This window comes from Phycisphaeraceae bacterium, assembly GCA_015709595.1.
In the GTDB taxonomy this organism is placed as follows: domain Bacteria; phylum Planctomycetota; class Phycisphaerae; order Phycisphaerales; family SM1A02; genus CAADGA01.
Window position 1 is genome coordinate 2398263 of the sequence record CP054178.1, and the last position, 17383, is coordinate 2415645.

Here is a 17383-nt window from a genome sequence, read left to right on the forward strand (position 1 = left end):
GGAGCGATGAGGTCTGAGTGAGGAGCGTTCCGAGTTCCCAGTAGAAGACCGACAACCCCGACCGCCCGATGCCTTATGCCTCATGCCCAGTGCCTGAACCTCCCATGCCAAAGATCATTTCCCGAGTCGCGTTGATCCTGGTGCTGCTGGCGATGTTCCCGCCGCTGCTCGTGTTCCGCGCCCGAGCGGTGCGCAGTGATCAGCCGCGCATTCACCTGATTCAGGACATGGACAATCAGCCCAAGTTCCGCGCTCAGCATGCCAACGACATGTTCCTGGATGGTCGGGCCATGCGGCCCCACGTGCCGGGCACGGTGGCGCGGGAGCATGAGATCGGTGGAGTGAAGACCGGCGGAACGCTGCTTGACGACCACTACCACCGCGGGCTGGTGAACGGCGTGTGGGCGACGGATTTTCCGCCCCAGGCGCCGCTGAGCCGGGAGCTCCTGGAGCGCGGTCGCGAGCGGTTCAACATCTACTGCGCCCCCTGTCACGGCGAGTCCGGCAACGGGCTGGGGCCGGTCGCGGTGCGGGCGGCGGAACTGCAGATGATCGGGCAGGCGGCGTGGGTCGCTCCCAAGGCGGTCTTCGACCCCGAGGTGCTCCCGCAGCCGGTCGGGCAGCTCTACAACACCGTGACGCACGGGGTGCGCACCATGGCGGGCTACGCCTCGCAGGTGCCGGAGCAGGACCGCTGGGCGATCGTGGCGTGGGTCAAGGCGCTGCAGCGCAGCCAGGTGGCGAGCTGGGACGATCTTTCGCCCGCCGTTCGTGAGGAACTGCGACGCGAGCGCGAGAAGGCCATCCGCGACGAGGCGGAAGCGGCGGCCAGACGCGCCGAAGAGGCGGCCAGGCGGGCCGCGCAGCAGGGTACGTCTCCTTCTGGTGAGGGGAACAACTGATGGCCGGCCATCACACGATCGACATCATGAAGGAGAATCGCCACCTTGGCTCGCTGGCGGGCAAGGTGCTGGCTCCGGCGGCGGTGATCGGGCTGGCCTGCCTGGGCGTCGCCGTCGCCATGGGGCTGGGCGGCGACAAGGAAGTCAAGAGCCGCTTCTTCCAGGGGTACCTGGTGGCGGTGGTGTTCGGCACGGGCATTTCCCTGGGGGCGCTGTTCTTCACGCTCATTCACCACCTGACGCGCGCCGGCTGGAGCACGGTGGTGCGGCGCATCGCCGAACTGCTGGCGTGCTGTTCACTGCTGATGGCCGTGCTGTGGCTGCCGCTCATCTGGGCCTTGCGAAGCCCCGACATTCACCTGTGGGACTGGGCCACCACCATGGCCGACGATCCCCTGGTGAAGCACAAGGCGGGATACCTGAACGAGACGTTCTTCCTGATCCGCGCCGCGATCTACTTCATCATCTGGATCGTGCTGAGCCAGTTCTTCTACCGGCTGAGCGTGCGGCAGGATGAGACGGGCGACGTGAACCTGTCACGGAAGATGCAGAAGGTGGCGGCGCCGGGCATCATCCTCTTCGCCCTGACGCTTACGTTCGCGGCGTTCGACTGGCTGATGTCGCAGGACCCGCACTGGTTCTCGACGATCTTCGGCGTGTACTACTTCGCCGGATCGGTCTGCTCGTTCGTGGCCCTGGCGATCCTGATCTCCGCCTTCCTGCAGCGATCCGGGCGGCTGACGCACGCCATCACCACCGAGCACTACCACGACCTGGGCAAGCTGCTCTTCGCCTTCGGCGTGGTGTTCTGGGCGTACATCGCGTTCAGCCAGTACATGCTGCAGTGGTACGGCAACATCCCCGAGGAAACGCTGTGGTGGCAGCCGCGCGCCAGCGGCTACACCGGTACGGTGGTTTACCACGGACACGAGATCACTCCCGGCGCGTGGAACAACTGGTCGTTGTTCCTGCTGGTCGGGCACTTCGTGGGACCGTTCCTGGCCATCATCTCCCGCATGCCCAAACGCAACAGGGTCATGTTGGTGGCGGCCGCCGCGTGGATGCTCGCCATGAGCTGGTACGACCTGTTCTGGCTGGTGATGCCGGTGTTCCACGCGGATCATCCGGGAATTGTGCTGACCGACGTGCTGTGCGGCGCGGGCGTGCTGGCGATGGTGGTCGCCTTCGCCGCCGCCATGGCGCGGTCGGTGTCGCTGGTGCCGCAGCGCGACCCGCGGCTGGGCGAGTCGCTGGCCTTCGAGAACGCCTGAAAGCGAATCGGACGACGAGGTGACGATCATGACCGACAAGCACTATGGCGACCCGACAGCCGGCTCCACGATGTACGTGGGCCTGGTGGGCACCATCATCTTCGTGCTGACGATCATCTACCTCCAGGCGCTGTACTACAACGCCGAGGAGCAGTCTCGTATTGAGAAGGTCGTCGAGGCCCCGGTGCCAGCGCTGGAGAACAACCGGGCGCAGCAGCAGGCGTGGCTCACCAGGCCGTCCTATGAGCACGTCTACAACAACAACACGGGGCGCGTGACGATTCCCATCGACGAGGCGGCTGACAAGCTCCTCGCCGAGTGGGGGCGGGGGAGAGGAGCCGCCAGCCAGTGACGCGGCGAGGCCGAACCATCCCGGTGCTGACGGCGGCGCTCGCCATGGCGCTGGGCGTTCTGGCCGCGCCCCGCGCCCTCGCGCAGCCACCCAGCCAGGTTCCGCACGAACTGGAAGGCGTGGAGATCATCGAGCATCTCAACGAGCGGCTGCCGCTTGATCTCACCTTCACCGATCACACCGGCAGGCAGGTGACGCTGGGCGACTACTTCAACGCGGGCCGCCCCGTCATCATCACCCTCAACTACTACCGTTGTCCGCTGCTCTGCACGCTGCAGCTCAACGGCATGGTCAAGGCGCTCAAGGAAGTCGATTTCGAGCCGGGACGGGACTTTCGCATCGTCACCCTCTCGATCGACCCCAACGAAGACGCTGAACTGGCTCAGATCAAGCGGCGCAGCTACCTGGCGTCGTACGGGCGCGAATCTGCGGCGGAGGGCTGGGCGTTCCTGACGGGCACGCAGGAGAACATCCACGCGCTGGCCGAGGCGATCGGATTCAGGTACCGCTGGAACGAGCGTCGGCAGGAGTGGGCGCACGCGGCGGCGTTCTTCATCGCCACGCCCGACGGGCGACTCTCACGCTACCTCTACGGCACGGCATACCAGCCGTCCACCGTGCGAATGGCCCTGGTCGAAGGCGGCGAGGGCAAGATCGGCACCACCATCGATCGCTTCCTGCTCTGGTGCTTCCATTACGACAACCTCACGGGCCAGTACACCCCGCACGTGATGAACATCATGCGACTGGGGGGCCTGCTCACCCTGCTGGTGATGGCGACCGGGCTGTTCATCCTGTGGCGGCGCGGTGCGCCCCGGTGGGCGGCTGCGGCTCCGGGAAGTACTTCGGGGGTTTCGGGGAATGTTCCGGGGGCGGGGGTTCACACGACATGACGGACCTTCACACCATGCTGCTGACACTCGCACAGGCGCCCAACGAGCCGAAGGAAGGCGTGGTCGCGCCCCGGAACGTCGAGGGCTTCCGGCCCGACTTCTGGATGCCGCCCGATTACGCCAACTTCGGCAGCCAGGTCGATGGCCCGTTCCACTTCATCACGTGGGTGTGCATCTTCTTCTTCGTGGGGATCACCATCGCCCTGATCTACTTCGTATGGAAGTACTGGAAGCCGGCGGGCGTGGTGGAGCATCAGGATGTGCCTTCGCATCACACCATGCTCGAGGTGACGTGGTCGGGCATCCCCCTCATCATCGTCATCATCATGTTCTACGTGGGCTTCAAGGGTTACATGGACATGGCGGTGCCCCCCGCCAACGCTCAGCAGATCGATGTGACGGCCTGGCAGTGGCAATGGGGCTTCAAGTACCCCAACGGGGCCGAACTGCCCGAACTGCACGTGCCGCCGGATGAGCCGATCCGGCTCCTGATGAAGTCCAAGGACGTGCTGCACGCCTTCTACGTACCCAACTTCCGCGTCAAGCAGGACGTGGTGCCGGGCCGGTTCTCGATGGCGTGGTTCCAGGCCAGGCACTCGGGCACGACCGATCAGCCCGAGGCGCACCGGCTCTTCTGCGCCGAATACTGCGGCACGGACCATTCCAACATGATCAGCTGGGTGTACGTGCACCCGACGCGGGCGTCGTATGAGGCGTGGCTCGCCAAGGCGGGGGACTACGGCCAGTATCCCCCCGAAGTAGCCGGCGATCTGCTCACCCAGCGGCTTGGCTGCCAGACGTGCCACTCGCTCGTCAAGGATGAAATCAAGACCGGGCCGTCATTCAAGGGCGTGTGGGGCCGGGCGCTCCGGGGCGAAACGAAGTTCTCCGACGGTCGCACGCTCGCCGACATTCCCGGCTATGGCGACGACCCGGTGGTGCGGGCCCGCAACTACATTCAGGAGTCGATCTACGATCCAGCCACGCGCATCGTCTTCGGCATCGCGCCGGGCATGAGCACCTTCCGAGGCCAGGTGGACGAGGAGAAGCTCGGCTACATCATCGCCTATCTGCAGTGGCTTGAAGACCACGATGGCTCGCCCCATGCCGAGTGGTCCGCGCTGCCCGCCGACGACAAGAGCGCGTACATGCAGAAGTACCACGGCGGCGGGGGCGGGACCAACTGACGATCCCGGACGGCACGACGGAACGAAACGACATGACCACGATTCATCCTTCCATTCCGCACCCCGTGGGGGGCCACGCCGAGGGCGAGAACTACCTCAACTGCTCGCGCGGCATCCTGTCGTGGGCGCTGACGCTTGACCACAAGCGCATCGGCGTCATGTACCTGGTGGCGGTGCTGGCCTCGTTCTTCGTGGGCGGTGTGGCGGCGCTCATCGTCCGCACCGAGCTGCTCACCCCGGGACCCGGCTTCCTCACCGCCGATCAATACAACCACTGGTTCACCCTGCACGGGGCGATCATGGTGTTCCTGGTCATCATCCCTTCGGTGCCGGCGGCGCTGGGCAACTTCGTGCTGCCCATCATGCTGGGCGCCAAGGACGTGGCCTTCCCTCGGCTCAACCTGATGTCATTCTACCTGTGGGTGGCCGGCGCGCTCTTCGCGGTCATCTCGCTGGTCATGGGCGGGTTCGACACCGGCTGGACCTTCTACACGCCCTACAGCACCACCACCAAGTTCGGCGGCGTCATTCCCGTGCTGCTGGGCGTCTTCATTCTCGGGTTCTCCTCCATCTTCACGGGGATGAACTTCATTGTCACCATTCACAAGCTGCGCCCGCCGGGCATGGGCTGGTTCCGCATGCCGCTGTTCCTGTGGGGCATCTACGCCACGGCGCTGATCCAAGTGCTGGCGACGCCGGTGCTGGCCATCACGCTGCTGCTGGTGGTGGTCGAGCGGGCCTTCCATATCGGCATCTTCGATCCCACGCTGGGTGGCGACCCGGTCCTGTATCAGCACTTTTTCTGGTTCTACAGCCATCCGGCGGTGTACATCATGATCCTGCCGGGCATGGCGATCATCAGCGAGCTCATCGCCGTTCACAGCCACCGGCACATCTTCGGCTACCGTTTCATCGCGTTCTCGTCGGTGGCCATCGCGGTCTTCGGCTTCCTGGTGTGGGGCCACCACATGTTCACCAGCACGCAGAGCCCGCTGATGAACATGATCTTCTCCGCCATCACGTTCTCGGTGGGCATTCCCTCGGCGGTCAAGGTCTTCAACTGGCTGGCCACGCTGTACAAGGGTTCGATCACCCTCAACACGCCCATGCTCTACGCCCTGGCCTTCCTGGTGTTGTTCACCATCGGCGGGCTGACGGGGCTCCACCTGGGCACGCTGGCCACCGACGTGCATCTGCACGACACCTACTTCGTGGTGGCCCACTTCCACTACGTGATGATGGGCTCGGCTCTGATCGCCATGGTCGGCGGCATGCATCACTGGTGGCCCAAGATGACTGGCCGGATGTACAACGAGTGGGCGGGCCGCATCGGCTGCCTGCTCGTTTTCTGGGGCTTCAACCAGACCTTCTTCACCCAGTTCATGCTGGGCAGCCAGGGCATGCCCCGCCGCTACTTCAACTACGTGCCTGAATACCAGACGTACCACGTCATCTCGACGATCGGCGCGTACATCATGGCGGCGGGCTTCATCTGGACCGCGATGTACCTGCTCCATTCGCTGGCCCGCGGCAAGAAGGCCCCGGCCAACCCGTGGGGCGGTCGGTCGCTGGAGTGGCAGTGCGAGTCGCCCCCGCCGCATCACAACTTTGATGAGCCGCCCGTGGTGGGCGACTGCTACGACTTCTCCGTCATCGAGTGGGATGAGCAGATCGGCGGCTACGTGAACACCGACACCCTGCACGGTCATCGCACCAAGGATGACCTGGCCGCCTGGGATCGCCACAAGCACCCCACTGACCACGGTCCCACCGGTTCTGCCGGGCACGGCGGGGGAGGACACTGAGCGATGAGTCAGCTGAGCGCATCACCCGCCCATCACACCCACGGGCACGATCACCCGGCCCATCTGGCCCACCACTTCGCCTCCCTGGGGCAGCAGTTCTCCAGCGGCAAGCTGGGCATGTGGCTCTTCCTCGCCACCGAAGTGCTCTTCTTCGGCGGTCTGTTCGTGTTCTACACCGTGTGGCGGGCCAACCACCCTGAAATCTTCGTGCAGGGCTCGACGCGACTGGACTGGAAGCTCGGCGCCATCAACACGGTCATCCTGATCATCTCCAGCATGACCATGGCCATCGGCGTCACCGCCGCCCAGCAGGGCAAGCGCAATCTTCTTCTGGTGCTGCTGGCCTGCACCTTCCTCGGCGGGCTGGGGTTCATGGGCATCAAGTACGTCGAATACAGCCACAAGATCCACGACGGACTGGTGTGGGGGGCGGCGTTCAACCCCAAGCTGGAGCACGGCGTGGTCCATCATGACAACGCCGCCAACCCCGGCATGGATGCCGGCGCGGTAGTCACCCCTCCCGCGCGGGGCACGGGGGCGAGCAGTCCCTACGGCGCCTGGAATCCCTACGGAAGCGCCACGATTGAGGTGCCGCGCTCCCAGGTGCAGCCGCCCGCATCGGGGGCCGCTGGCCTCAAGCCGCCTCCGCCGCCGACCAAGACGAAGGAAGAACTGACCCAGGACGTCCGCACGTACTTCTCGATTTACTTCTGCCTCACCGGGCTGCACGGCATCCACGTGGTGATCGGCATGGGCATCATGGTCTGGCTCTTCTTCAAGGCATGGAAGGGCCAGTTTGGTCCGGATTACTTCACTCCGGTCGATCTGGGGGGGCTCTACTGGCACCTCGTGGACCTGATCTGGATCTTCCTGTTCCCGCTGCTGTATCTGATCTAGGAAGGCGCCAGGCATCGGGCGCCGAGCAATCGGAACTCTCGGACTTCCCCCCCCACACAGTCCCCAGTCCTCAGCACTCACATGGCACACGCAGAACATTCCGGTGAACATCATCACGGCGTCGGGCACATCGTGCCGGTCCGCATCACGCTGGCGGTGGGCATGGCCCTGTTGGTGCTGACGGTCGTCACCGTTCTCACGGCCAAGTTCGTGGATCTTGGCCCCGGCAACATCTGGCTGGCGCTGGCCATCGCCTTCACCAAGGCCTCGCTGGTGTGTCTGTACTTCATGCACCTGCGCTGGGACAGCCCGTTCAACACGCTGGTGCTGATCACCTCGTTCTTCGGCGTGCTGCTGTTCATCGGGTTCGCACTGACGGATACCTCGGAGTATCAGGGGGAGATCAAGACGTTTCAGACGTCGGAGTTCGCCACCCCGCCGCCAGCGCCGCCCGCCCAGTGACCGAATCACGCCCCAACCCCGCTCCGTCCCTGCCGGACGCCGGGCTCGACCGCGATCCGTTTCGCGGCATGAAGACCGGTACGCTGGGCATGACGATCTTCCTGATCTCGCTCGCCGCCCTCTTCGGGGCGACGATGATCGGCTGGCTCATCATGGCCATCGTGCTGCGCAACCGCACCACGTTCATCGATGATGCCGGTCACGAGGTCGTGCTGCCGCCCATGCCTGATCTGCCGGGGCTGCCGTGGCTGCTGTGGGTTTCCACGCTCGTGATTCTCGTGTCCAGCGGAACGATCCAGTGGGCGAAGAACAGCGCCCGGCGGGATCATCAGCCGGGCGTGCGGTGGGGGGCGAATCTCACGCTGATGCTGGGATTCGTCTTCCTCGCGCTGCAGACGGTGTGCTGGTTTCAGTGGGTGGACCGCGCCTGGGGCGCGATGGACGCGAGCCACGACGCCTATCGCTTCGCGGCGACCGGGTTCCTGGTGCTGTCAGGTCTGCACGCCGCCCACGTGGTGGGCGGGCTTGTGCCGCTGATCATCGTCGCGGTGCGGGCCAGGGCGGGCCGCTACGGCCCGGCCAACCACGCCGGGCTGGATCACGTGGCGCTGTACTGGCACTTCCTGGACGTGATCTGGGTCATCATGTTCCTGGGGCTGGTGGTGGCAGGGTGATCGGACTGCTATTTCAGCGCCTCCTCCAGCGCCAGCACCGCGTAGGTGGTGACGAGCGACGGGTCGCTTTCCATCCAGCGGTCGGCGTCGTTGACCCACGAGCCGTCCGCCGCCTGGCGGGCGAGCAGAGCGTCGATCAGTTCGGCGCGCCAGTCGTGCTCGACCCCGTCCGTATCGCTGAGCCGGTCCAGATCCGAGGCGCGCAGAGCCCGGGCCAAGGTGTGGTAGTAGTAGAACAGGCCCTGCTTGCCCACGCCGGGGTTCTGCTCGAACGTCCAGTGGGCACGCAGCCAATCGAGCGCCGCCTTCACGCGCGGATCGTCCTTCGACAGCCCCGCGTAGAGCATGCTCTTGAAGCCGGCATAGGTCATTGAGCCGTAGGAGCGGAGCGAGCGCGGCTCGCCGGCGGGGATGTTCTCGCCCCGACGCCCCTCGCCCGCGGTTTCGCTGGCGAATGACTCACCCCCGTTGGCCGCGGTGTAGACGAAGCCGCCGTCGTCGCCCGCCCAGGGCGCGTTGTTGACCTGTTTGAGGTTCTGCGTGCGGGCGAGGAAGACAAGGGCCCGCTGCATGGCCGGGTCATCGGGCGACACGCCCGCGTCGTAGAGGGCGTCGAGCATCATCTGGGTGTTGGACAGGTCGGGGCGGCCGTTGTTGCCGTAGCCCGCGCCGCCGAACCAGTCCTGCCGGGGGGAGAGCCCCTCGGTCTGATCCCACTGGGTCTCCTTGAGCCATCGCGTCGCCAGGACCATCTGATCGCGCAGGGAGCGGTCGTCGATCGCCGCCAACGCGCTGGTGACCGCGCTGGTGACGTAGTTGGACATGATGGTCTGATCGAACGATCCGTCGGCATTCTGGGCAGTGCGGACATACTCGAGGGCGCGGGTGAGGCGCTCGTCGCCCATCACGTCCGCCCCGGCCTGCGCAAAGGCCTTGAGCGCCATCGCGGTAACGGCGACGCTGACCGGCGACTTCCGAACCTCGTCCGTCGGCGCGACTTGGGCGTCCACCATCCACCCGCCCGAGGCATGCTGCCTGGCGCGCAGAAAGTCGAGCCCGCGGCGGATCGCCTCGTGAGCCCTGGCCCAGCGCTCAGCGTCGAGCGGCACCTCCGCCGCACTGGCCGCCAGGCGATGCGCGGGCGGCGGAGGGGACGCCAGGGCGCCTGGGTCCGGCAGCGCGGGCGGGTCGGATTCCGTGATGCGGTCGGGCTTGATGCGCGGGTCGAGCGGTTTATCGGCGGGGCGCAGCAGGTCGCCCGTGCGGCGCAGCGCCGGCGCGCCGGAATCCTGCGCCGGTGTCGCGGCGCCCAGCGCGAGTGATAGCAGACCGATGAGTGGCGGAACGAGTCGACCGTGGTTCATCATCGCGTTGCTCCAGGAGGCGCCGGGCGTCCGAGGATTGTACGACCGGCGTCGACGCCGGTTCCGCATGGATTGATTGGTGAACGTGGTCCGTGCGATCGAAGGGCGGGGCGAACTCCTCCGGGCCCCTTGGCGACCTTCGCATCTGTCGGACCCGGATGCGGCCGCACGGCGGGCGGAGCGCACTTGACCCAGTTCTGATTTAGACTTAGTCTAGGGATGAAATGGACGTCCTTGATCTTCTTCGCCGGCATGGGATTCAGCCGACGCCGCAGCGCCTGGCCGTCGCGGAGCAGGTATTGTCCGCCAAGACGCATCCCACGGCCGACATCGTGTGGGAGCAGGTGCGTCGGCGGTGTCCGACCGTGTCGAGGGCGACGGTGTACAACACGCTCAACCTGATGGTGAAGAAAGGGTTGATCCGCACGCAGGTGCTCAGGGAAGGCATCGTGGTGTTCGATCCGCACGTGGACGCCCACCATCACTTCGTCGATACGAAGACCGGACGCATCTATGACATTCCCTGGGACGCGATTCGGGTGACAGGACACGCGGACCTCAAGGGATTCGAGGTGCGTGAGTACCAGGTCATTCTGCGCGGCAGACGGAACGCGAAGTAGAGAAGCCGCTCCGATCGGGCGGCGGCTCGTCACCATTTTGGAATACGTCTCGAACAGGACTTGATCAAACCTGACTCGCTGAACGCTGACCAAGGAGCCATCATGCACGCGGAAGCCAAGTGTCCGTTTCATTCCGCCCCGCACGCCGGAGTCACCCGTCACGACTGGTGGCCGAACCAGTTGAACCTGGGGATGCTCCATCAGCACTCGGAGAAGTCCGATCCCATGGGCAGGGATTTTGACTACGCGCGCGAGTTCGAGTCGTTGGACCTGGCGGCCGTGAAGAAGGATCTCGCGGCCCTGATGACCGACTCACAGCCCTGGTGGCCCGCCGACTTCGGTCATTACGGCCCGCTCTTCATCCGCATGGCGTGGCACAGTGCGGGCACCTATCGCACCGGAGACGGTCGCGGCGGCGGAGGCACCGGCGCGCAGCGCTTCGCGCCGCTCAACAGCTGGCCCGACAACGTCAATCTCGACAAGGCCCGTCGACTCCTCTGGCCCATCAAGCAGAAGTATGGTCGCAGGATCTCCTGGGCCGACCTGATGATCCTCGCGGGAAACGTGGCATTGGAGACGATGGGATTCAAGACGTTCGGCTTCGGGGGCGGACGCGTGGACGTGTGGGAGCCGCTGGAGGACATCTACTGGGGCAGGGAGAAAACCTGGCTGGGCGACGAACGCTACAGCGGCGATCGCCAACTGGAGAACCCCCTTGCGGCGGTTCAGATGGGCCTGATCTATGTCAATCCAGAAGGGCCCAACGGGAACCCGGATCCGATCGCCGCGGCGCGGGACATCCGCGAAACCTTCTCGCGCATGGCGATGAATGACGAGGAGACCGTCGCGCTGATTGCCGGAGGGCACACCTTCGGCAAGTGCCACGGTGCGGGCGACGCGAAGCTGCTCGGCCCGGAGCCGGAGGCCGCGGGACTGGAGGAGCAGGGGCTGGGATGGAAGAGCGCCTTCCGGTCCGGGAAAGGCGCCGACACCATCACCAGCGGCCTTGAAGTTACGTGGACGCGCACGCCCGCCAGGTGGAGCCACGACTACTTCAAGCATCTCTTCGAATATGAGTGGGAACTGACCCGGAGCCCCGCCGGCGCGCACCAGTGGCGTCCGAAGAACAACGCCGGGGCCGGCACGGTCCCCGACGCGCACGACGCGACCAGGCGTCACACGCCGACGATGCTCACCACCGACCTGTCGCTGCGGTTTGACCCCGTGTACGAGAAGATTTCGCGCCGATTCCTCGAACATCCCGAGCAGTTCGCGGACGCCTTCGCCCGTGCGTGGTTCAAGCTGACCCACCGCGACATGGGCCCGAAAGTCCGCTACCTCGGACCCGAGGTGCCCACGGAAGACCTGATCTGGCAGGATCCGATCCCCCCGGTGGATCACCCCCTCGTCGACGCGGCGGACATCGCGGCGCTCAAGGAGAAGATCCTCGCCAGCGGGCTGAGCGTCGGCGAATTGGCGGCGACGGCGTGGGCCTCGGCCTCGACGTATCGCGGCAGCGATCATCGCGGCGGAGCCAACGGCGCACGGATCCGTCTCGAACCGCAGAGAAGCTGGGATGTGAACCAGCCGATGAGACTGTCGAAGGTGCTGGGCGTCTACGAATCGATCCAGCGCGACTTCAACGCCTCCGCGCGTGGCGGAAAGAAGGTCTCCCTGGCCGACCTGATCGTGCTGGGCGGGTGCGCCGGCGTCGAGCGGGCGGCGGCGGCGGCGGGCGTGCCGGTCACGGTTCCGTTCACTCCCGGGCGGATGGACGCCACAGCCCAGCAGACTGACGCGGCCTCGTTCGCGGCGCTCGAACCCTGTGCCGATGGCTTCCGCAACTACCAGAAGACGAGGATGAGCGTGCCCGCGGAGGCGATGCTCGTCGATCGGGCGCAACTCCTCACCCTGACCGCGCCGGAGATGACGGTGCTCGTTGGCGGGCTGCGGGTGCTGGGGGCGAATCACGGCGATTCGCCGCACGGCGTCTTCACGAGCCGCCCGGGCGTGCTCACGACGGACTTCTTCGTCAACCTGCTCGACATGCGCACGGCGTGGAAGCCCGTCGGCCCGGAGGCCGACCTGTTTGAGGGCAGCGACCGGGCGACTGGCGAGCGACGCTGGACCGCGACGCGCGTGGACCTGGTGTTCGGGGCCAACTCGCAACTGCGGGCCATCGCGGAGGTCTACGCCTGCGCCGACGCCCGGGAGAAGTTCGTGCGCGACTTCGTGGCGACATGGACGAAGGTGATGAACCTGGATCGCTTCGACTTGAACGGACGCGCCTGATGGCGCATCGATCGTGACGGGTGCGCCGGTCCGCCGCGAGTTCGTGCAGCGCGGCTTGCCTCGCGCCAAGCCAGGGAGCCCTCGCGGTCGAGCCGGGGCTACCGTTGCGCGTTGCCAGTCCGGAGTTTCCCGTGATGTGACGCCCTCCCCGTTCGTCCGCGCTCTTCAGCCATCATGCCCTCGCCGCCCCGTTCCGCATCGCTGGCCCGTCGGTACCCGCGTCGGGTGGAGATTCCGCTGCTGCTGTTCGCGGCGGGGGCGATGCTCACGCTCGGGCTGACGCTGCCGGCGCTGCAGACCCGCACGCTGTTCTTCTGGAAGGACGAGTACTCGGTGCTGCTCAACATCGTGCGTCTGAACGAGGAGGGCAAGCGAACCGCCGCGGTGATCCTGGCTGCATGCTCGGTCGTCTACCCGGCGATCAAGTTCATCCTGCTGGGCTACTTCTGGTTCATGCCGTTTCCGCACGGGTGGCGGTTCCGGGTGATCCGAATGCTGCGGCTGCTGGGCCGGTGGGCGATGGTGGATGTGCTCACGATCGTATCGATCGTGGCGGCGAGCATGACCATCGGTCCGCTTCAGGCCACGCCGCGCGCGGGGCTGTTCCTCTTCGCGGGCGGAATCTTCGCCCTGATGCTGGCGGGCCTGGCGATGGAGCGGCTGGCGCGTAAGGGCGTGCGAAGGCGGTAGGCGGAAGGGATGGCGGAGAGGCGTCCGGGGATGACGCGGGGCGTCACGCCGGGTTGGTTTCGGCGGAAGGCATGGTGGGTGGTCTCCGCCGCGGCCGCGCCAGAAACAGAATCAACAGCACTCCCAGCAGCCACGCCCCCGCGGAGCCCGCGATGGCCTTCGTCCACAGGTGAGGCGGCATGCGGCTCGCGCTGGATGACCCGGACGAGACCGAACTGAACCCCTTGCTGCCCAGGTTGGTGATGGAGACGCCGCCGCGCACGCCCAGCCCTGCTGGCGTTCCCGGCACGGGCTTGCCGATCGCCCCCAGGTTCTGCACGATCTGGCCGATCTCGTACGACACCGCATCCGACTCGGCATCAATCCCCAGCGACTTCATCCAGTCGGTGAGGACTTCCTTCGTGAGCGGCCCCTCGTGGCGGATGGAGGTCCCCGCCAGGTCGGTCCACGTGACCAGGTCATTCCGCGCGCTGACGAGCAGGTCGTGCTTTGACCCATCCAGCGCGTTGAGCGTCACCAGCAGATCCTGCGGTCCCGCGGTGGCGGGCATGGCCCCAGTGGAGGGGGAGATCATCTGCAGCGACAGGAACGCCCGCGAGCCCGGCATGCCCAGCGTGAGGCGCTGACTGGTCACCGTCCACGGCTGCACCTGCGCGATGAGGATGGATGAGACGATGAACGCCGGCAGCGGCAGCAGGCACGTCCAGACGATGAGCCACCCCAGCCGCCCCATCGGCCTGATCGAGCCCGGCTGCAGAATGCCCACCACCCGCAGGTCCGACCCGCACTCCGGGCAGATGTGCCCCGGCAGGCCGACGACGGCGTAGCGGCAGTGGGCGCAGGAGGGCTGCTCCACGCGCGGCCCGCGCGCCAGCCGGTAGCCGAGGATCACCAGCCCGACCAGGGCCAGAGCGGCGAGTGCGATGAAGAGGAGGCCGACGAATGCCATGCGTTGGTGGTGTTGGGGTTGCTTGTTTGAAATGGGACGGGCCGGAGGTGGTGAGCCGTCAGGAATGGTATGGGTGCCCGAACGACTGGTTGAGTCGAAACGAAACGCGGACCCGGGAAGGGTCCGCGTTCAGGAGAGTTGTTGGGTTCGCCGGCACGGCAAATCAGGCCATCACCGGCGCCTTCACAAACGCCTTGCCCAGGATCGGCTTGTGGTCCGCGCCCATCCAGTCCTCCAGCACCGAGGCGTAGATGGAGCGGAAGTCCACGTTGTACTTGAGGTCGCCCTGGTCGAGGTCGGTCAGTGACGGGTGCGTGCCGTGCAGGCCCGGCTTGACCATGTCGCCCACGAGGTACATGGGGGCGGCGGTGCCGTGGTCGGTGCCGCCCGAGGCGTTCTGGCGCACGCGGCGGCCGAACTCGGAGAAGACCATGGTCAGCACGCGCTTGTTGTTGCCCTGGGCCTTCATGTCCTTGTAGAAGGCGTTGAGCGAGGTGGCCACCTGCGTGAGCAGGTTGGCGTGGGGGTTGAACTGGTTGGCGTGGGTGTCGAAGCCGCCCAGCGACACGTAGTAGACGCGGGTGGGCAGACCGGCGCGGATCATCGCGCCCACCATCTGCAGTTGCCGCCCAAGCCCGTTCTGCGGGTAGCCCACCAGCGGGGCGGCGGCCACGGCGGCGCGAATCTTGTCCGAGGCCACCTGGGCGTCCAGCGCGGTGCGCATCAGAAAGGCCTTCTGCGAGTCGCCTTCGCTGGCGCCCAGCTCGCCGGCACGGTTGATCTGCTCGTAGGGGTCATCCAGCGACTTGTGCAGATCCTTGCCGAGCCAGCGGAAGAGGTCGGGCGACTCGAAGTTGATGGGCTTCTGAATCTCGCCGATCATCGCCAGCGGGGCGGTGCGGCCGATCGACACCGCGCCCTGCGGCACGGGCGTGCCGCTGCAGGTGCAGTCGAAGTACCTGCCGATCCAGCCCACGCCGCTGGCGTCGGTGTTGGCGGTATGCCAGATGTCCATCGACGTGAAGTGCGAGCGGTTGGGGTTGGGGTAGCCCACGCCCTGAACGATCGACGCCACGCCGTCGTCCATCAGCTCCTTGAACGGGGCGAGCGATGGGTGAAGCCCCAGCCCGTCGTTCTGGTTGAGCTGCAGCGCGGCGGGGTTCTGATTCGTGCCGCGTCCCGGGGCGGGGATGGCCAGACCCGGACGCGAGTTGTAGTAGATCGGGCTTCCGTAGGGGACGACGGTGTTCAGCCCGTCGTTTCCGCCGCCCAGTTGCACGACGACGAGGATGCGGTCCTCCGGCACGCCGGGGCGGCTGGAGAGCTCCGAGCCGAGGGGAAGCATCATGCCGTAGGCGGACTTCTGCAGGAACAGGGGAATCGTCGCGGCCGCAGAAACCAGCGTGACGCCCTGGGCCAGGAAGATGCGACGCGTGAAGGCGGGTTGCTCGGACATTTCGGAACTCCCGATCAGGACAGGGCGGGCATGGGGGCGCTGTGGGTGGATCAGCAGAGTTGGTATTCGGGCATCGCGGTGATGAGCGACAGCATGGCGATGATCATGTCGTTGGTCACGCGGTTGCCGTTGGAGGATACGAAGTCGATCAGCGTGCGCACACGCTCCGACTCCGGCTCGGCGCCCAGGGCGAAGCGCAGCAGGTAGGCGGCGGCGTCCTCGGGCTTGATGTCGCCCTCGGCGCTGCGCAGGTGCGAGACGAGGTGCGTGGCGTCGTAGGAGTCGGTGCTGGCCTGCCACTCGTACAGGTTGGGCCGCCGCCCCGTGAGCAGGTAGACCAGCAGGTTCTGGCGGATGAAGAGGGTGGAGGTGTTGATCCACGCGCGACCGCCGTCCCACCCCTTGACGGAGGGAGGCATGAACAGATCCTGCCCCATCAGGTCCGCGGCGCTGTTGAGGGCGGCCACATCCCGGGCGGGCGTGTAGAGGGAGCGGATGGCCTGCACGATCAGTTGCACGGGGCTCTTGATGAGCGCCGCGGTGTTCTGCGGGTCGTAGAAGTGCTCGGATTTGAAGAGAGTGGTGAGCACCGGCTTGAGCTCGTACTTCGAGTCGCGCATCAGTCTGGCCAGCCGCGCGATGAACTGCTCCACGTCGCGCCCCGGCTTGCCCGGCATGTCGTTGACGAAGAACCGGTAGAGTTTGCCGCAGATGAACCGGCTGCAGACCTCGCGGGAGAGAATCAGGCGGCAAAAGTCCACGCCGTCGAACGGGCCGACCTTGCCGAGGATGCGCTTGGGTCCGGCGTCGTGCTCGTTCTGGTCGAAGAAGAACTCGTGGCGCCCCAGCTGCTCGTTGTAGCGATAGGTGTAGCCGGTGAGCGCCCGGGCGCCTTCCTTGATGTCCTGCTCGGTGTAATCGTTGCCCTCGCCGAGCGTGAAGAGCTCCATCAGCTCGCGGGCGAGGTTTTCGTTGGGGGCGTTGCGTCGGTTCTGGTTGTTGTTCAGATACCGCAGCATCGCCGGGTCGCGGATGATGCCGTACACCAGGTTGGCGAAGTTGCCCGTGGCGTTGGCCCGGAAGAACTGGTTCTGCTGGAACATGTCGTACGAGTTCTCGATGGTTCGATAGCCCGTGGCGAAATGTCCGTGCCAGAAGAGCGTCATCTTCTCCTCAAGCGGGCGCGGAGAACGGATCATGCGCTTGAGCCACCACTCCTGCATGGAACGATGCTGGCGGCGGTCGGCCTCCTGGCGGCGCTGTCGCTCGCGCTGCAGTTGTTCAACGGCGGCCTCGTCGCCGGATCGTCGGGCGGCTTCAATGGCCCGGCGCTCCTCGGCGGTGGGGGGTCGCATGATCGTGCCATCGAAGGCGTCGGCACGAACCTCTTCAAAGTCGCACTTTTCGTAGTTGACGATGTAGTCCACCGCCTTGTCGAGGCCCATCTCGACCAGGGCGCGGGCCTGGGCGGGCGTTCCGCCGAAACCGGCCCGGTTGAGCAGGTGGTGGGCCTTCCAGAAATCAAAGTCCCCGCCGCGGATGGGTCGAAGCGATGGCTCGGGCATGGTC

The 17383-nt window shown here is 66.1% G+C and carries 16 protein-coding genes; 12 read left to right on the forward strand and 4 right to left on the reverse strand.

All coding sequences use genetic code 11. The features are described from left to right. The first annotated feature begins 104 nt into the window (after nucleotides 1-104). From HRU76_10155 to HRU76_10195, 9 genes are all read left to right on the forward strand, one after another. On the forward strand, nucleotides 105-902 hold the full coding sequence (locus tag HRU76_10155) for a cytochrome c (protein QOJ17923.1): 798 nt from the start codon (nucleotides 105-107) through the stop codon (nucleotides 900-902). A gap of 26 nt (nucleotides 903-928) precedes the next feature. Then, a complete protein-coding gene (locus HRU76_10160; protein ID QOJ17924.1) occupies nucleotides 929-2173 on the forward strand; it encodes a quinol:cytochrome C oxidoreductase in 1245 nt (414 codons plus the stop codon). Between the two features lie 28 nt (nucleotides 2174-2201). Then, a complete protein-coding gene (locus tag HRU76_10165; protein ID QOJ17925.1) occupies nucleotides 2202-2525 on the forward strand; it encodes a hypothetical protein in 324 nt (107 codons plus the stop codon). After that, nucleotides 2522-3418 carry an SCO family protein gene (locus HRU76_10170; GenBank protein ID QOJ17926.1) on the forward strand — a complete coding sequence of 299 codons (897 nt, stop codon included), beginning with the start codon at nucleotides 2522-2524 and terminating at the stop codon, nucleotides 3416-3418. Before HRU76_10165 ends, HRU76_10170 begins: the two co-directional genes overlap by 4 nt. Continuing rightward, nucleotides 3415-4605: a cytochrome c oxidase subunit II gene (locus HRU76_10175; protein ID QOJ17927.1), complete on the forward strand. Its 1191-nt coding sequence runs from the start codon at nucleotides 3415-3417 to the stop codon at nucleotides 4603-4605. The genes HRU76_10170 and HRU76_10175 overlap by 4 nt, the downstream gene beginning before the upstream one ends. Nucleotides 4606-4637: 32 nt before the next feature. Beyond that, a complete protein-coding gene (locus HRU76_10180; protein ID QOJ17928.1) occupies nucleotides 4638-6410 on the forward strand; it encodes a cytochrome c oxidase subunit I in 1773 nt (590 codons plus the stop codon). A 372-nt stretch (nucleotides 6411-6782) separates the two neighbouring features. Continuing rightward, on the forward strand, nucleotides 6783-7307 hold the full coding sequence (locus HRU76_10185; protein QOJ19166.1) for a cytochrome c oxidase subunit 3: 525 nt from the start codon (nucleotides 6783-6785) through the stop codon (nucleotides 7305-7307). Between the two features lie 81 nt (nucleotides 7308-7388). Beyond that, nucleotides 7389-7769: a cytochrome C oxidase subunit IV family protein gene (locus HRU76_10190; protein QOJ17929.1), complete on the forward strand. Its 381-nt coding sequence runs from the start codon at nucleotides 7389-7391 to the stop codon at nucleotides 7767-7769. Further along, on the forward strand, nucleotides 7766-8443 hold the full coding sequence (locus HRU76_10195) for a heme-copper oxidase subunit III (protein ID QOJ17930.1): 678 nt from the start codon (nucleotides 7766-7768) through the stop codon (nucleotides 8441-8443). Before HRU76_10190 ends, HRU76_10195 begins: the two co-directional genes overlap by 4 nt. Nucleotides 8444-8451: 8 nt before the next feature. Here HRU76_10195 and HRU76_10200 read toward each other — a convergent pair whose 3' ends face one another. Beyond that, entirely contained in the window at nucleotides 8452-9810 is a 1359-nt protein-coding gene (locus tag HRU76_10200; protein ID QOJ17931.1) for a hypothetical protein, read from the reverse strand. A gap of 221 nt (nucleotides 9811-10031) precedes the next feature. Here HRU76_10200 and HRU76_10205 point away from each other — a divergent pair, with 221 nt between their 5' ends. The 3 genes from HRU76_10205 (at nucleotide 10032) to HRU76_10215 (ending at nucleotide 13409) form a co-directional block, all read left to right on the forward strand. Then, nucleotides 10032-10427 carry a transcriptional repressor gene (locus HRU76_10205; GenBank protein ID QOJ17932.1) on the forward strand — a complete coding sequence of 132 codons (396 nt, stop codon included), beginning with the start codon at nucleotides 10032-10034 and terminating at the stop codon, nucleotides 10425-10427. 102 nt (nucleotides 10428-10529) lie between these two features. Further along, a complete protein-coding gene (gene katG / locus HRU76_10210) occupies nucleotides 10530-12719 on the forward strand; it encodes a catalase/peroxidase HPI (protein QOJ17933.1) in 2190 nt (729 codons plus the stop codon). Between the two features lie 174 nt (nucleotides 12720-12893). Next, nucleotides 12894-13409 (forward strand): paraquat-inducible protein A, encoded by a 516-nt coding sequence (locus HRU76_10215; GenBank protein QOJ17934.1) that lies wholly within the window; start codon nucleotides 12894-12896, stop codon nucleotides 13407-13409. Nucleotides 13410-13452: 43 nt separating this feature from the next. On the opposite strand, the gene HRU76_10220 is transcribed toward HRU76_10215, so the two are convergent. The 3 genes from HRU76_10220 to HRU76_10230 form a co-directional block, all read right to left on the reverse strand. Next, nucleotides 13453-14358, reverse strand: coding sequence for a hypothetical protein (locus HRU76_10220; GenBank protein ID QOJ17935.1), 906 nt, complete (start codon nucleotides 14356-14358; stop codon nucleotides 13453-13455). A 163-nt stretch (nucleotides 14359-14521) separates the two neighbouring features. Continuing rightward, entirely contained in the window at nucleotides 14522-15814 is a 1293-nt protein-coding gene (locus HRU76_10225; GenBank protein ID QOJ17936.1) for a DUF1501 domain-containing protein, read from the reverse strand. 50 nt (nucleotides 15815-15864) lie between these two features. After that, nucleotides 15865-17379: a DUF1800 domain-containing protein gene (locus HRU76_10230; GenBank protein ID QOJ17937.1), complete on the reverse strand. Its 1515-nt coding sequence runs from the start codon at nucleotides 17377-17379 to the stop codon at nucleotides 15865-15867. Nucleotides 17380-17383: the final 4 nt, after the last annotated feature.

What these genes read in the sequence shown, in the direction of transcription:
- HRU76_10155 (QOJ17923.1), top strand. Translation starts at nt 105, where the DNA reads ATGCCAAAGATCATTTCCCGAGTCGCGTTGATCCTGGTGCTGCTGGCG.
- HRU76_10160 (QOJ17924.1), top strand. Translation starts at nt 929, where the DNA reads ATGAAGGAGAATCGCCACCTTGGCTCGCTGGCGGGCAAGGTGCTGGCT.
- HRU76_10165 (QOJ17925.1), top strand. Translation starts at nt 2,202, where the DNA reads ATGACCGACAAGCACTATGGCGACCCGACAGCCGGCTCCACGATGTAC.
- HRU76_10175 (QOJ17927.1), top strand. Translation starts at nt 3,415, where the DNA reads ATGACGGACCTTCACACCATGCTGCTGACACTCGCACAGGCGCCCAAC.
- HRU76_10180 (QOJ17928.1), top strand. Translation starts at nt 4,638, where the DNA reads ATGACCACGATTCATCCTTCCATTCCGCACCCCGTGGGGGGCCACGCC.
- HRU76_10185 (QOJ19166.1), top strand. Translation starts at nt 6,783, where the DNA reads ATGGGCATCAAGTACGTCGAATACAGCCACAAGATCCACGACGGACTG.
- HRU76_10190 (QOJ17929.1), top strand. Translation starts at nt 7,389, where the DNA reads ATGGCACACGCAGAACATTCCGGTGAACATCATCACGGCGTCGGGCAC.
- HRU76_10200 (QOJ17931.1), bottom strand. Translation starts at nt 9,810, where the DNA reads ATGATGAACCACGGTCGACTCGTTCCGCCACTCATCGGTCTGCTATCA.
- HRU76_10205 (QOJ17932.1), top strand. Translation starts at nt 10,032, where the DNA reads ATGGACGTCCTTGATCTTCTTCGCCGGCATGGGATTCAGCCGACGCCG.
- katG (QOJ17933.1), top strand. Translation starts at nt 10,530, where the DNA reads ATGCACGCGGAAGCCAAGTGTCCGTTTCATTCCGCCCCGCACGCCGGA.
- HRU76_10215 (QOJ17934.1), top strand. Translation starts at nt 12,894, where the DNA reads ATGCCCTCGCCGCCCCGTTCCGCATCGCTGGCCCGTCGGTACCCGCGT.
- HRU76_10220 (QOJ17935.1), bottom strand. Translation starts at nt 14,358, where the DNA reads ATGGCATTCGTCGGCCTCCTCTTCATCGCACTCGCCGCTCTGGCCCTG.
- HRU76_10225 (QOJ17936.1), bottom strand. Translation starts at nt 15,814, where the DNA reads ATGTCCGAGCAACCCGCCTTCACGCGTCGCATCTTCCTGGCCCAGGGC.
- HRU76_10230 (QOJ17937.1), bottom strand. Translation starts at nt 17,379, where the DNA reads ATGCCCGAGCCATCGCTTCGACCCATCCGCGGCGGGGACTTTGATTTC.